This is a genomic window from Aquibacillus rhizosphaerae, from assembly GCF_030282825.1.
Lineage (GTDB): Bacteria > Bacillota > Bacilli > Bacillales > Amphibacillaceae > Aquibacillus_C > Aquibacillus_C rhizosphaerae.
Genome location: NZ_JASTZU010000063.1, coordinates 371901 through 385388, shown reverse-complemented (window position 1 = coordinate 385388; position 13488 = coordinate 371901). Strand labels below are relative to the sequence as shown.

The window sequence follows — 13488 nt, the reverse complement described above, 5'->3', positions numbered from 1 at the left end:
CACCCGCTCCTCCTCTACAATTATGTCTATTAGACTATATGCAAGGATAAGATTACATATCACTAAAAAAAGCTAAGACCTTTTTTATATAAAGATCCTAACTTTTTTTTGAATTATTTCCACTCTTTTTTAAGTAGAGAAAAGATTAAAGCATCATGAGATTGATAATTCTGATAGAGGTATCCCCTTAATCGTCCTTCTTCCATAAAACCTATTTTTTTTAACAGGTTGATGGAAGCAGTGTTATCGGGAAATGTTACTGCACCCACTCGAAATAAATTCAATTCCTCAAATGAATATCTCAAAACTTCTTTCATTGCCTCTGATGTCAGTCCCCGGTTCCAGAAATCTGGATGAAGTTCATAACCTACCTCTGTTTTTTTACTCCACGCATTTAAATTATTCAATCCAATTGTTCCAATAAATTCATCTTTATTTTTTGTTATTAATCCCCATCGAATACCACGGTTACATTTATATGTATTATGAAACGATTCAATTATTTTTGAAGCTTCATGGATACTATTCACTTTATCCATCCCATAGTATTTAATTACTTCATCTTTTGACATTATTTCAAAAAACGACTTTGTGTACTCCTTACCAATTTGTACTAATTTCAATCGTTCTGTTTCAAGTGTTGGAAATCTCATACTATCTCCCCTAACCTATAAGCTAGACCTATTTAAAATGTCTTTTCAATGAATCACATTTATAATGGCTAATTAGCAAAGCGGAAATCAAACATAGCAATTACATTTGATTTATAACGTTTTAGCCTTACAACTGAGTTCAGTTTATTTATTTTTAAAACTTACAAACACCACAAATGTAAAACAAACCAAAAACACTAGGCCTATAGATAGTAATATACTTATAAACATATCCATGAATGAATTGCCTCCCAAATTGAAATCTTCATAACGTTCTACCCTTATGAATATAATAATAACAAATTATTCCAGAAATTTGTATAGAAGAATGGATCTAAGTACATTTTTTAGTCTGCAGATGTAAAAAAACAACCTTGCCTCATTAAACTTAGAGACAAGGTTTATAATGTCTTCTTAATTTTTTTTTAGATTAAAGGTAAATTCCTTATCTGGATTTATGTTTTTACATGATGTCTCACAAGTTCGATTTAATTCACAACTCGTTCATAAACCTTTTTATTTCTATTGACTAACTTAATCAATGTTCATGTAGTGTATCCAAATTTATTCAAAGGAAGAAGCGGAAAGTATGTGATAAATATAACAGAAATAAGTGTTTTTTTAATGAGCTTCAAACTTACTTTTTATGCTCGTTCTATAGAATTATATGTCAGTTTTTTGCTTTCATTTGCCAAATAATCATCATATATTAACTTTCAAAGCTCATTTATGCTTAGAGCTCTATAATCTATGCCCCTCTCCATCTATGCACTTACCTTTGCTTAAGCCTTCTGCTTTTTATAAAGGAACGAACTGTACACGTATTTTATCGAAATTCGATAATTTTTCTTTTAAGACCCTATGTTTGCTAAAGTTGTTAGCCGGGTACCGTTTTTATATAGATAAATAAAGGAGGATTGCTAGACATGCTTTCAGTAAAACAAAATCCATTAGATATGGTGTTCGAAATTAACGTAGATGGAAAAATAACCTCTTCAGATATGGAGAAATTCAAAAGCCACTTCAAACGTCAAAAAGAAATGCATGAAAAGGTCAACCTTTTATTAGTCATCCATGATATAAAAGGATACTCTTTTCAAAATTTAATGGATGATTTAAAATTCGAAGCAAATAATTGGAAAGAGTTTGGTAAAATTGCAGTGTTATCTGATAAGAAGTCCATTGCTACCGCTACAAAAATAGGAGGTTATTTACCAAAAATTAATATGAAACACTTCGATATGAATGAAAGAAATCAAGCAACAGACTGGTTAATCAAATAAACTCTTCTGCATCATAAAAAACCCGATTCAGTTTATAGAATCGGGTTTTCTTATATATATATAAATACTTCTAAGCTTTTTCCATTTCCTTTACAACAAATTTCCCTTAGCTGGAATCGGTTGTTTTTCTAGCATTTTTGCAAAATGCATAACATTATAGGATAGAGTTTTTGTATTTTTTAGTGTAAACTCATTATCTTGCCCACCTTCTATATACGATGGGCCTGGTCCTGCTTCCCCTACCCAATAAGCATCGACATTTGGAGGTATAGTAAAGCCAATATGTTGTAAACCATAAAGAATCGACTTAGCCGCATCTTTGCCGCCGTCTTCATTTCCAGTGACAATTGCGCCACCAACTTTATTGTAGTAAATGGACTGACCTTTGTCATTTGTTTCAGAGCTCGATGCATATAACCGTTCCATTACAAGTGTTGATACACTACTTTTTTCTCCAATCCAAATTGGTGTACCAATAATAATAATGTTGGCTTCCTTCACTTTCGCTAGAATTTGTGGCCACTGATCACCTTGTCCCATGTCAGGCTTCATTCCAAAAGCGATATTATAATCAGCAACTCTAATTTCTTCTGTTTCAACTCCCTCTTTTTCTAACCATTGTTTTGACTTTTTAATGAGGGCAGAAGTATTCGACTCTTCATCACCCATTTTTAATGAAGTATTTAAATAAATTGCTTTCATTCTATATTCTCCTTTCCTTATTTAAAGATTGAAACTTTATGATATTACTCTTTCCCTTCCTATTCCACATGATAAAATTATCAAACTTCAGGAAAATCTTTAGAAGTAACGTCAATAATTCGGAATCTTTGACTGTTTAAGTTGGTATTTATAGAATAGGTTGTACTTAAGTAAAAGAATATCACCAAAATTTTACAATAATAAATAAAGGAAGTGGCAAGGTTGATTACATTTAATAATGTAACAAAGACTTTTGAAGATGGAACGAAAGCAGTAGATAATGTTTCATTTACTGTAAATGAGGGAAATCTAGTTACATTAATCGGTCCAAGTGGCTGTGGGAAAACAACAACGATGAAAATGATTAATAAATTAATTTCTATTACTTCTGGAAAAATAACTATTAATGGAAACGATATTGCACATGAAGATGATGTTGAATTACGTCGAAATATAGGTTATGTCATTCAACGAATTGGATTACTTCCGCATATGACTATCGAAGATAATGTTGCTTTAGTTCCGAAATTGAAAGGCTGGAAAAAAAGCGAATATCTAAAAAAGGTAGATGATTTACTCGATATGGTTGGCCTTGAGCCTAACATATACAAAAAAAGATACCCACTAGAGTTAAGCGGTGGTCAGCAGCAACGAATCGGTGTAATTAGAGCATTGGCTGGTGAACCACCCATCATCTTAATGGACGAACCTTTTAGTGCCCTCGATCCTATAAGTAGAGAACAGCTTCAAGACGAATTAAAACTACTGCAAAAGAACATACATAAAACCATTGTATTCGTCACCCACGATATGGATGAAGCATTAAAAATAGCTGATGAAATTGTTGTTATGAAAGAAGGAGGAATAGAGCAAATTGCTACTCCATCTCAACTTCTTCAACATCCGGCCAATAATTTTGTTGAATCGTTTATTGGTGAGGATAGAGCGAAGCGAGCTATAGTGTCTGGCGAAACTCGAAAAGCTAATGCTATCATGCAACAATTACCATCAACACTTGAAACAAGCAATATGCATGTAGTAACTCAGGATACAGCTATTCAGGAAGTTGCACGTGTTATGTTACTAAAAAACACAGATACTATTATAGTTACTAATTCCACTGGTGCGCCAACTGGATTAATAGAAAAAAACCAATTACTTCAAGAACTAGCTGGTATTAAAGAGGAGGTACAGTAATTGGAGGCCTTTCAAGTTTTTTTAGATACAATTTTAACTAGACAGGATTTAATTTTAAAAAGTACGCTTGAACATCTTTATTTATCATTTTTAGCAATACTCATTGCTGTTGGAATCTCTTTACCACTTGGGATTTACATTTCTAAAAAAAGAAAAGTGGCCGAGTTTTATATTGGAATTACTGCAGTTCTCCAAACAATACCGAGTCTGGCACTATTTGGCTTCCTCGTTCCAGTCTTAGGAATAGGGGCGGTTACTGCTCTTGTAGCACTAATTATTTATGCCCTTTTACCAATCCTGAGAAATACATATACAGGAATTACTGGAGTTGACGAAGGTATTATTGAAGCTGGAGAAGGAATGGGAATGACGAAACGACAAATTCTATGGAAAATTCAATTACCACTATCCCTACCTTTTATGATGGCAGGAATTCGGACAGCGACAGTCTTAACAGTTGGTGTGGCTACACTAGCTACATTTGTAGGTGCTGGAGGATTAGGTGATGTGATTTGGAGAGGACTTCAGTCGTGGAACAATAGTCTTGTGTTAGCAGGTGCCATACCAGTTGCTTTAATGGCACTATTATTTGATTACATTTTAAAGTTAGTAGAGAAAAAAGTTACACCTAAAGGGATTAATTTATAAAGGAGATATTAACATGAAAAGAAATACGTTTTTTTTAACAATAATAATCACATTACCATTAATGCTCGCTGCTTGTGGTGAAAACGGAGATGCCTCTAAAGACCCACTCGTTGTTTCAGGTAAAAACTGGACAGAGCAATATATCTTATCTCAAGTACTCGCCATCTATATTGAAGAAAATACAGACTACCCTGTTGAATTAAAAGATGGATTAGGTGAAGTTGCTGTATTAAATCCAGCGCTTGCAGACGGTGAAATTGATATGTATGTAGAATATACTGGAACTGGCTTAGAAGCTGTACTTGATGAACAAGCCGAACCCGGTGAATCTAGTGATAGTATCTTAAATAGAGTTAGAGAAGGGTACGAAGAAGAATATAATGCTACATGGCTTGAACCATTAGGATTCGAAAATAACTACACACTTGCCTATACAGAACAGGCAGATTTTGAAGCAGAAACCTATTCTGATGTTGCTGCAGCTTCTGAAAATTTATCCTTTGGCGCACCTCATGCTTTTTATGAGCGACAAGGTGATGGATATGACGCATTTAAAGAGGCTTATGATTTTAACTTTGCTCAAACCGAAAGCTTTGATCCTAACGTGATGTATAAAGCTTTGCTACAAGGAGAAGTTGATGTAATTCCGGCATTTACAACCGATGGTCGGATTGAACGTGAAAATATTCAAACAACAGAGGATGACCTTGGTTTCTTTCCAAAATATGATGCTGCTATTGTGATTAGACAGGAGATTTTGGAAAATTACCCTGAGCTTGAGGAATCTTTAAATGGTTTAGCAGGACAAATTTCAGAAAGTGATATGCAACAAATGAATGCCAAAGTTGATATTGATGGAGAAGAATACGAAGCAGTAGCAAGAGAGTTCCTTGAGTCAAAAGAACTTATTGAATAAACAATCAACTTTAAAATCCTTTTATTAGTAACAGATTTTCTTTTCGAGTGCAAAACATACTTTTATCAACCATCATAGCACTATAATAAATCACAACCATTTAAGAATGTCTTAAATCCTTATTTATGAACGTTTATGAAATTTAACAATTGAAGGTCATACACTAACTAAGAGGTTGAGAATAGATATCTCAACCTCTTAGTTGATATGATAAAGTGCTCGATTTTTCAAGTAACTTTTTAGAACCAATCCTAATTTCATCTAATTATTTCAGTAATCGAATATTCAACAAGAGAACCTTTAATTTTCAGGCATGGTAAAGGTCACAGAGATACCATCGTTTTCTTCAATCTTCCTTACTATTTCATTAAGAATTTCTAATGCTCTTTCATGTGATTCGTACTTACCTAAATCTTTACTCCACTCATCTAAACTCGCACTTCCAATAATACCGTGAATTTTTTTACCTTTTACAGTAACTTCTTTTACATTTATTAAGCTTTGTTTATCTTTTGTAACAATCCATAACATAGATAAATCCATCCCCTTCAATAGATTTTCACTTTTATTTGTAGCACGATCTACTTATTGCACCTGTATGTAAACCTGTTACTTTTTGTTAGGACCTAGTTATTATATTGCATGTTTAACTTCGTTTGTCTATATAATTGATTTGCTCGAGATACGCTAGAAATGAATAAAGCTAGATTGATAAAAAAACAAGCTAACCATAATTCTTGATCATAGACTGCTAATATGATTGTTACCACACTAACAAATACAGCAGAAATGGATCCGACCAATAATGTTCTATCTTTTAGAATAGGGTTCACTTCTGTCCCTCCCTTGATCGATATAAGTAATACACTTATTTTTGTCACGAGCCTATTTTTTATAATCCATAAACCACTTGCGTAAATTCTTTTTATTAAAATACACATTTCCGTTCAAACGAATATAGGGTACATCTGGGTATTCCTTTACCAATACTTTTGTATCTGCTTTAGGGATACCTAAAAACATTTCCAATTCATCCTCATTAACTAATTCATCTTCATTTTCCTCATTTAACTGGTCTATTAAAGTCTTTTCACTTGAATGCAAGCCTGTTCCTATACAATATCCAGCTATAGCAATGCCGACTCCAATTGCTATAAAGTCCAACTCAAGAAATATATGCCAAAAACTCAACAGCCATCACCCCTTATCTTCATCAGAAAATAATATTGACTAAAACTAAAGAAATAGTAGAAATAGAGTAGATTACAACTGCTATCAGTCTGTTTTCAGATGGTATTCCCTTCACTTTAATAATTCGGATAAACTTAAAGGATAAAAATATAAATAAAATTAGTGATAATAAAAGGACGTTATCCATGTTCCTATCTCTCCTTAACCTTAGTTAGCGAGCCTTTAACTTCCTTCTTATAAAAAAGGACTCTTTAAATCGATCTATGAACCAACGCCTTCGAATTCCTTTTCCCCAAGTAAAATGATAATTTGCTAATACGTTTACGCGCCAATACATTGGCGGATGAGGCATCATTTGAAATTCTAACAAGCGCATTAGCCATGGGGAGCGGTCAAGTGAAGATTCTTTTAATATTTTTTCATTTTTCACTGCACTGTATTCGAAAGTTTTCTTTAAATCCTGATCCTGTTTAGTAGCTAAAGTTGCTAAGCTTTTAGCCATTTGTTCAGTTCCACCTTCTAGATAAGTAGCACCTAGATGATCCGCCCTGACCTCCATCCACTGCGAATAAAAAGACTGATAAACCGGAAACATAATCATGACAAACCAAATAATAAAAAATAGCAGTATGAGTATAGATTCAAGATCAGTTACTTGATCGATAATGAATAACATAACTCCTAAATAAGACGATAAAAAGGCTACATTACATAATTGTCCCCACAAAACATCATGCTTTTTTACATGGACAGCTTCATGGGCCAAAATTCCTTCAATCACCTCTATTGGTAATTTAAGTGTAGCGGTCGTGAGAGTTACCATTGACCTTCCAATGTTCATTCCTGTAGCAAGGCCATTATATTGAGCAGACTCTGTCTCATATACAGTTACTTTTGGTATTCCTGCTTTTGTAAAAACACGTTGTGCTGCTTTTATCACATCTGGATTATTTGTTACTTTTGCATCCATCGCTATTTTTAGGACCCGATCAGAAATATATAAATTAAATAGCCAAAATAGTATTGCAAAGCAAAACATTACTAACACAGGTGCTTTCAAAAAGTATAATAATAGTAAAACGCCAGTATAGGCGGATATTCCTTTTACCGTCATTGCGAAGTAAAGTTTACCCAGTAATCGTTTTATATTTTTCTTATGGTAAAAAGGGAACACCGTAACCTGCTCATCACTGATATTTTCTAACGGAATTTGTTCTTCAAGTAGTGCTTTCCATTCTTCTACTTGTTTGATAGTTAGATAAACAGTTTCTCCTGGAAACTGAAGCTTCAGCACACGCTGAAAACTAGTTGTAAAATCCGTATTAGATGTGAACAGGGTGAAAAAAGGATGAAGTTTTAGAATATCTACAGCTGATTCCATCGTAACCGCTTGTAAATCTGCAATAGGGAATTTTCTAGAGTCCAACCGCGACACAATAAAAATACTTGCTTGATCATCTTCAAAATAATATAGTTTTACATGTGAATACGTGATGATTCGTTTTATCATAACCGTCACGGCTGAAAGCATCCCATAGGCAATAATGAACTTTAATGGACTTGCTTCTGGTCCATATAGCAAGAATAAAATAGCTCCTGCAAAAACAACGAAAGCAAATCCAACATCCAGGAAAATCCGTGAAATATTTCGTGTAACCTTTATCTGTTCAACACTAACCTGGTTCAATTCTTGTTTTAGTTCTCGATACTTTGCTTCGCCATAGGTTAACGAAAATGCGGCGGTCCATCCACTTGAAATAAATGCAATATACATAAACCCATCTGGGAAATCGTACATATAAAAGACAAATCCAACTGCTACGAAAGCACATATTACCTCAACCGTAACACCTAATTTCTTAATCCACCTAGATACTAGTTCACCACACAAATGGATCATGACACCAATAGATAAATAGATTAATATCTCGACCATGTTTGGTAGCATTTTCTCCACCTACAATTCTGAGCTTAGTTTCATCTTTTCTAGTATCTTTTTGATTTCTTCCATCGTTATATCTGGGTGATCAATCATTACTGAATAACGCAATCCTTGTTCATCCCAACTAATGTTACGAATTTCTTCCATTAACTCAGCATTTAATCCTCGTAGCTGAGCATCATTATTCAATTCCATCCCTTCTCCTTGAGGGGTAGGAAATACACTAACAGAAAAAGATGGAATCTCTTCATTTACATAATAGAGAGTTACTTCTGTACGGTTAAGTTCACCATCAAACTCATGAATCTCGATACGGTCTAATTGTTGTTGCTCTTCATCGATAACTAGGAAATCCGCACCAAGTGCTTCTACTGCTTCTTCTATCGTACCTGGTTCAGGTATATTATCATCCAATGCTTCCATCTCTACACCTTCTGGTAAATCCAGTGTAAATGTATCTTCCTCAAAACTAGGATTAAATTCAATCGTTGTATATTCTGTTTCAGTACGAATCTCTCCGGAAGCTGAATTTGCCTTAACAATAAACCATGTCTTTTGATCTACCCAAAATTCCATATCACCAAGTAGAGAACTTTTAGAATCAGCAGTAAGTTTGATATGATACGTATCCAATTCCATTACTTCCTCTTCCCCCATCATTTCTAGAGAATGAGAATCCTGCATCATATCTAGCATGTTACTGAACTGTTCTTTTTGTGTGAATGTTAAAGGTGATTCTGTACCAGTTAAATCAATTTGTTGAGCTGTTTCGCTACCTTCTTGATAGTTTACCAGTATATCTTGATTAATTACTGCAGTAGATTTTATACCGGATTTCTCTTCAATCGTAATCATTTTCTTTTCCCCATTTGTTCCTGCATATTCCGTAAATAAAATCGATTCCGATACTCCATCATCCTGATAAACAGTTATCTTTCCTTCACCGTAATATGAAATCGGTTGATCGTCAGTTTCTATTATATTCGAAAAAATCTCTTCAGATGACACGGATACTTCCTCCCCACAAGCCGAAATAAGCAACAAAAATACTCCTAATAGGCTCCATTTGATTAATTGCTTCATCTTTTCTCCTCTACCTCTCTTTTATCCTAAATGCAACTAGTGTTCCATAACCATCACGTGACCATAGCATTATATCTCCACCATGGTTTTCAATCAGTCTTTTGGCGATACTCAATCCAAGACCTGAGCTTCCTCCACTCGCTCTTGCATCTTCCACTTGAACAAATGGTAAAAAAATACGTTTTTGCTGGTCTGCGGGGATTGCTCGTCCCTCATTTTGAATAATAATAATAGTCCCCTCATTACGAAAGGTTTGTAAACTATCATGAAAAGGGGCAAAGACCCATTCCGGCAATCTACAATCACTTGCAATTGCAGCTAAACCTATCATTTTACCTGTTTCTGTATGACGAATACTGTTAGCCATTAAATTGTCTACAACTCGAGTCAGTTGACCAACATTCACCTGATAGTTTTGTTTTATACATGCTTCCGTTTTTAAAATAACACTCTGTTTTGCACAAGGCTCATCATATCCAGATAAAAGCATATCAAAAAATTCTTCTCCATCTACTTCTACAAACTCCGTTGGTTCATGATTTGATTCTAGTTTTGTAAAAATAGTTAAATCATCTAAAAGTTGTTTCATGTAGTCTAATTTGTTAAATAAAATGCTAGAATATTCACCTTTTTCCTGATTAGATAAATCCTTTCCAGTAATTAATGCTTCTGCATACGCTTGTATAACTGTGAGTGGTGTCTTGAGATCATGTGACAAGGCTGCAATAATGTAATGTTTTTCTTGCTGTTGGTTCACTAATGCTTTTCTAGTTTCTTCTATTTGTGTCTTCATATGATAGAAATGTTTAATTAATTCACCAATTTCATCGTTTGCCTGGTAAATATCATCCTTCACCTGTTTGCCTTGGGCAAATGCAGTCATTTCTGATTGTAATAGTTTTAAAGGTCTATTTAATTTTCGATGTAACAACACGATAACAACGATATATAAAGCAATAATAAAACCAACCAATATGATACCCGCAATGAATGTACGATTATTAACACCCTCAACCCAGTCTTCTCTACCTATAGTTATCTCAAATATTCCAACTAGTTCTTGATTATCAAAAACTGCTTTCTTAATAGAATAGGTCCGTGCGTTTTTTTGTAGTTCATTTAAGTTTTTATATAAGTGCATCCTATTTACTTGAATTAAACGCTGTGAATTTATATCCTCTAATGTTGAATAAAGTGTTGTACCATCACTTCTGTATAAAGTGATTTTCAGTGAATCATTTGCTAAATTTGCAATTGTATCGTAATGGTCTGAAGATTGTATTTGGTAGAATCCAGGTTCTGTTAAATATGGTTCCAATTCTTTAACTAAGCTACTTGCTTCAATAAATTCTTTCACATCTTGTTTTTCATCAAAATAATTGATATTAATATATAGAAAATAGAGAGCAATTAAGGGTAAAATGATAACGACAAAATAGCTAATGATTAGCCAATATTTAATTTTCATCGCATTGGATCCCCAATGAATCGATAACCAACACCCCATACAGTTTGTATGTACTTTGCTGCTCGCGTCTGATCGTTTAGTTTTGCACGTAAACTCTTAATATGGACAGTAACTGTATTATTCCCGTCTACGTCCTCTTGTTGCCAGACATGTTGATACAACTCTGACTTGGAAAATGTCTGTAATGGGTTTCTCGCTAATAAGAGCAATAACTCTATTTCCTTTGCAGCTAACATAAGAGGTTGACCACCAAGATAGGTAATCTTATTCGTAAAGTCTATCTCTAGTCCCGCTGGATACATTTGTTTGTTAGTTGCTTCCTCTTTTTGCAGGTATCTACGATATCTCCGTAGGTGAGAACTAATTCGTGCGTTTAATTCTTCTAGACTAAAAGGCTTAGTTAAATAATCGTCAGCCCCTAAATCCAGCCCTTGCACTTTATGCTCTTGTTCTTGCCTAGCGCTGACTATTAGAATTGGAACGTTGCTTTCTAAACGAATTTTTTTACAAAGTGTAAAACCATCCATTTCCGGCAACATTAAATCTACTAAAATAAGATCAAAATTAGCTTGTTTAAAATCTTCCCACCCTTCTAGACCAGTAGATGCCCATGAAGGTAAATAGCCCTCTTTACGCAAATAATCTAACATAATGCGTGCTATCTCATGGTCATCTTCAACAATTAAAATTTTTTCTTGATCGGACATCGCTTCAACCTTCTTTCATCATCTATTATAAGTGTAATCTATGTAGGGATTTAAATAATTTATAATTACTTTATATTTTGTAGCTCAACAAATTTTTAGTTGGTATCATCAAAATTCTAATACAATTATGCAATTGGTCAATACTAATTCCATGAATTTATTGGCTTAATATGTTAATTTGTTAGAATATAAGGTGAATAGGAGTGACTCATAATGCGTGATAAAGAAAAGTTAAAGCAAGAAATTCTTGATGCCTTTCATTTCAGACATTCGACTAAGGCATTTGACCCCGACAAAAAAATAACAGATAATGACTTTCGTTTTATTTTAGAAACAGGCCGTCTTTCTCCAAGTTCCTTTGGATTTGAACCATGGCGCTTTGTTGTTGTGCAAAACCCTACCCTCAGAGAAAAAATAAAACAAACATCCTGGGGTGCTCATGGCAAGCTTCCTGACGCAAGCCACTTTGTTATTATTTTAGCTCGAACAAAAGTAGATACAAAGTTTGATTCAGACTATTTACAAGATCAATTTAAAAATGTTACACATATTCCCGAAGAATTCTTGCCAAAGTTTCTAGAACGAATTGAGGAGTTTCAACGAGAAGATTTCAAATTACTTGAAGGTGAGCGTCCCCTCTATGATTGGGCCTGTAAACAAAGCTATATTGCTTTAGCGAATATGATGACAGCAGCTGCTCAAATTGAAATTGATTCTTGTCCAATTGAAGGATTTAATATAGAAGAAATGAATCAGCTATTAGAAGAAGAAGGATTGTTAGAGGGTGGTCATTTTAGTATTTCAGTGATGGTTGCTTTTGGTTATCGAGTAAACGAACCAAATCCAAAAACACGTAGATCTTTTGAGGACATTATTAAATGGGTAGAATAAGCCTACATGAGTAGCGACATGAAATTGTACCAAATTTTATCACAGAATGAAATGGTGCAAGGAACCCATTATCAGGGATTCCTTGCACCTAAAGGAGTGGGCTTTCTCGTTCGGAAAATTTGTAATAGGGACACATGGAAAAGGTCTTAATCATGCATAATTTTGATAGTCAATACGGTTATCCATTATTGTGCAAACTTGATATGCCAGACATATATAAGTTAACATTTGAACAAACCAGATTAATAGAAGTAAATAGAATCTTGGAGGGATGAATTTGCATATCAGAAATTTAGACACGCAAGATTTCCAGCGCATATTACCACTAGTTGATAATTGGTGGGATGGTAGAAAAATGTCTCACCTCTTACCCCGATTTCTATTTGAACATTTTCAAAATACTAGTTTTGTCATTGAAAAACAAGGTGAAATTATAGGCTTCTTAATTGGATTTCTATCCCAATCCAATGTACATAGTGCTTATATTCATTTTATTGGAATTGATCCAAATTATCGCAGAGCTGGATTAGCAAGTGAACTTTATACTCATTTTTTTCAAACTGTAGAGAAGTATCGTGTTAAAACAGTTCATTGCATTACTTCCCCAATCAATAAAAAGTCAATCGAATACCATATGAAAACAGGCTTTAGTATCCTCCTTGGTGATCAAAATATAAATGGATTAGATGTACATTCTAACTACGATGGCGAGGGCAACGACCGAGTAGTTTTTGTTAAACACCTTTAATCAACAGAACGTTGCCTCAAGCAGATTGAACGATTTATAGTTGGGAGGGTTGTCGTGTT

General features: G+C 34.1%; 15 protein-coding genes. 6 read left to right on the top strand and 9 right to left on the bottom strand.

Annotated elements, in window-relative coordinates:
- Window positions 1-113 precede the first annotated feature (113 nt).
- Window positions 114-653: a GNAT family N-acetyltransferase gene (locus QQS35_RS22010; RefSeq protein WP_285934411.1), complete on the bottom strand. Its 540-nt coding sequence runs from the start codon at window positions 651-653 to the stop codon at window positions 114-116.
- Window positions 654-1579: 926 nt separating this feature from the next.
- Between QQS35_RS22010 and QQS35_RS22005 the strand changes: the two genes are divergently transcribed.
- Entirely contained in the window at window positions 1580-1936 is a 357-nt protein-coding gene (locus QQS35_RS22005) for a SpoIIAA family protein (RefSeq protein ID WP_285934410.1), read from the top strand.
- 90 nt (window positions 1937-2026) lie between these two features.
- Here the strand turns inward: QQS35_RS22005 and QQS35_RS22000 are convergent, their stop codons facing one another.
- Window positions 2027-2638: a flavodoxin family protein gene (locus QQS35_RS22000; protein WP_285934409.1), complete on the bottom strand. Its 612-nt coding sequence runs from the start codon at window positions 2636-2638 to the stop codon at window positions 2027-2029.
- A gap of 222 nt (window positions 2639-2860) precedes the next feature.
- Here QQS35_RS22000 and QQS35_RS21995 point away from each other — a divergent pair, with 222 nt between their 5' ends.
- From QQS35_RS21995 to QQS35_RS21985, 3 genes are read left to right on the top strand one after another with little or no spacing between them, the layout of a single operon-like run.
- A complete protein-coding gene (locus tag QQS35_RS21995) occupies window positions 2861-3835 on the top strand; it encodes an ABC transporter ATP-binding protein (RefSeq protein ID WP_285934408.1) in 975 nt (324 codons plus the stop codon).
- Window positions 3836-4483: an ABC transporter permease gene (locus QQS35_RS21990; RefSeq protein WP_285934407.1), complete on the top strand. Its 648-nt coding sequence runs from the start codon at window positions 3836-3838 to the stop codon at window positions 4481-4483.
- 13 nt (window positions 4484-4496) lie between these two features.
- On the top strand, window positions 4497-5399 hold the full coding sequence (locus tag QQS35_RS21985) for an ABC transporter substrate-binding protein (protein WP_285934406.1): 903 nt from the start codon (window positions 4497-4499) through the stop codon (window positions 5397-5399).
- A gap of 300 nt (window positions 5400-5699) precedes the next feature.
- On the opposite strand, the gene QQS35_RS21980 is transcribed toward QQS35_RS21985, so the two are convergent.
- From QQS35_RS21980 to QQS35_RS21950, 7 genes are all read right to left on the bottom strand, one after another.
- On the bottom strand, window positions 5700-5930 hold the full coding sequence (locus tag QQS35_RS21980; RefSeq protein ID WP_285934405.1) for a hypothetical protein: 231 nt from the start codon (window positions 5928-5930) through the stop codon (window positions 5700-5702).
- Window positions 5931-6025: 95 nt separating this feature from the next.
- Complete coding sequence (locus tag QQS35_RS21975; RefSeq protein WP_285934403.1) at window positions 6026-6232, bottom strand: hypothetical protein; 207 nt, start codon at window positions 6230-6232, stop codon at window positions 6026-6028.
- Window positions 6233-6284: 52 nt separating this feature from the next.
- Window positions 6285-6590, bottom strand: coding sequence for a DNA-binding protein (locus QQS35_RS21970; RefSeq protein ID WP_285934402.1), 306 nt, complete (start codon window positions 6588-6590; stop codon window positions 6285-6287).
- A gap of 211 nt (window positions 6591-6801) precedes the next feature.
- On the bottom strand, window positions 6802-8538 hold the full coding sequence (locus QQS35_RS21965; protein WP_285934401.1) for a M56 family metallopeptidase: 1737 nt from the start codon (window positions 8536-8538) through the stop codon (window positions 6802-6804).
- Between the two features lie 9 nt (window positions 8539-8547).
- Window positions 8548-9615: a LolA family protein gene (locus QQS35_RS21960; RefSeq protein WP_285934399.1), complete on the bottom strand. Its 1068-nt coding sequence runs from the start codon at window positions 9613-9615 to the stop codon at window positions 8548-8550.
- A gap of 10 nt (window positions 9616-9625) precedes the next feature.
- Entirely contained in the window at window positions 9626-11083 is a 1458-nt protein-coding gene (locus tag QQS35_RS21955; protein ID WP_285934398.1) for a sensor histidine kinase, read from the bottom strand.
- On the bottom strand, window positions 11080-11790 hold the full coding sequence (locus tag QQS35_RS21950) for a response regulator transcription factor (RefSeq protein WP_285934397.1): 711 nt from the start codon (window positions 11788-11790) through the stop codon (window positions 11080-11082). Before QQS35_RS21950 ends, QQS35_RS21955 begins: the two co-directional genes overlap by 4 nt.
- Before the next feature lie 213 nt (window positions 11791-12003).
- Between QQS35_RS21950 and QQS35_RS21945 the strand changes: the two genes are divergently transcribed.
- Window positions 12004-12681: an NAD(P)H-dependent oxidoreductase gene (locus QQS35_RS21945; RefSeq protein WP_285934396.1), complete on the top strand. Its 678-nt coding sequence runs from the start codon at window positions 12004-12006 to the stop codon at window positions 12679-12681.
- Between the two features lie 271 nt (window positions 12682-12952).
- Window positions 12953-13429: a GNAT family N-acetyltransferase gene (locus QQS35_RS21940; RefSeq protein WP_331490917.1), complete on the top strand. Its 477-nt coding sequence runs from the start codon at window positions 12953-12955 to the stop codon at window positions 13427-13429.
- Window positions 13430-13488 lie beyond the last annotated feature (59 nt).

Coding starts and splice junctions, on each gene's coding strand:
- QQS35_RS22010 (WP_285934411.1), bottom strand. CDS start 653: ATGAGATTTCCAACACTTGAAACAGAACGATTGAAATTAGTACAAATT.
- QQS35_RS22005 (WP_285934410.1), top strand. CDS start 1,580: ATGCTTTCAGTAAAACAAAATCCATTAGATATGGTGTTCGAAATTAAC.
- QQS35_RS22000 (WP_285934409.1), bottom strand. CDS start 2,638: ATGAAAGCAATTTATTTAAATACTTCATTAAAAATGGGTGATGAAGAG.
- QQS35_RS21985 (WP_285934406.1), top strand. CDS start 4,497: ATGAAAAGAAATACGTTTTTTTTAACAATAATAATCACATTACCATTA.
- QQS35_RS21980 (WP_285934405.1), bottom strand. CDS start 5,930: ATGTTATGGATTGTTACAAAAGATAAACAAAGCTTAATAAATGTAAAA.
- QQS35_RS21965 (WP_285934401.1), bottom strand. CDS start 8,538: ATGCTACCAAACATGGTCGAGATATTAATCTATTTATCTATTGGTGTC.
- QQS35_RS21960 (WP_285934399.1), bottom strand. CDS start 9,615: ATGAAGCAATTAATCAAATGGAGCCTATTAGGAGTATTTTTGTTGCTT.
- QQS35_RS21955 (WP_285934398.1), bottom strand. CDS start 11,083: ATGAAAATTAAATATTGGCTAATCATTAGCTATTTTGTCGTTATCATT.
- QQS35_RS21950 (WP_285934397.1), bottom strand. CDS start 11,790: ATGTCCGATCAAGAAAAAATTTTAATTGTTGAAGATGACCATGAGATA.
- QQS35_RS21945 (WP_285934396.1), top strand. CDS start 12,004: ATGCGTGATAAAGAAAAGTTAAAGCAAGAAATTCTTGATGCCTTTCAT.
- QQS35_RS21940 (WP_331490917.1), top strand. CDS start 12,953: ATGAATTTGCATATCAGAAATTTAGACACGCAAGATTTCCAGCGCATA.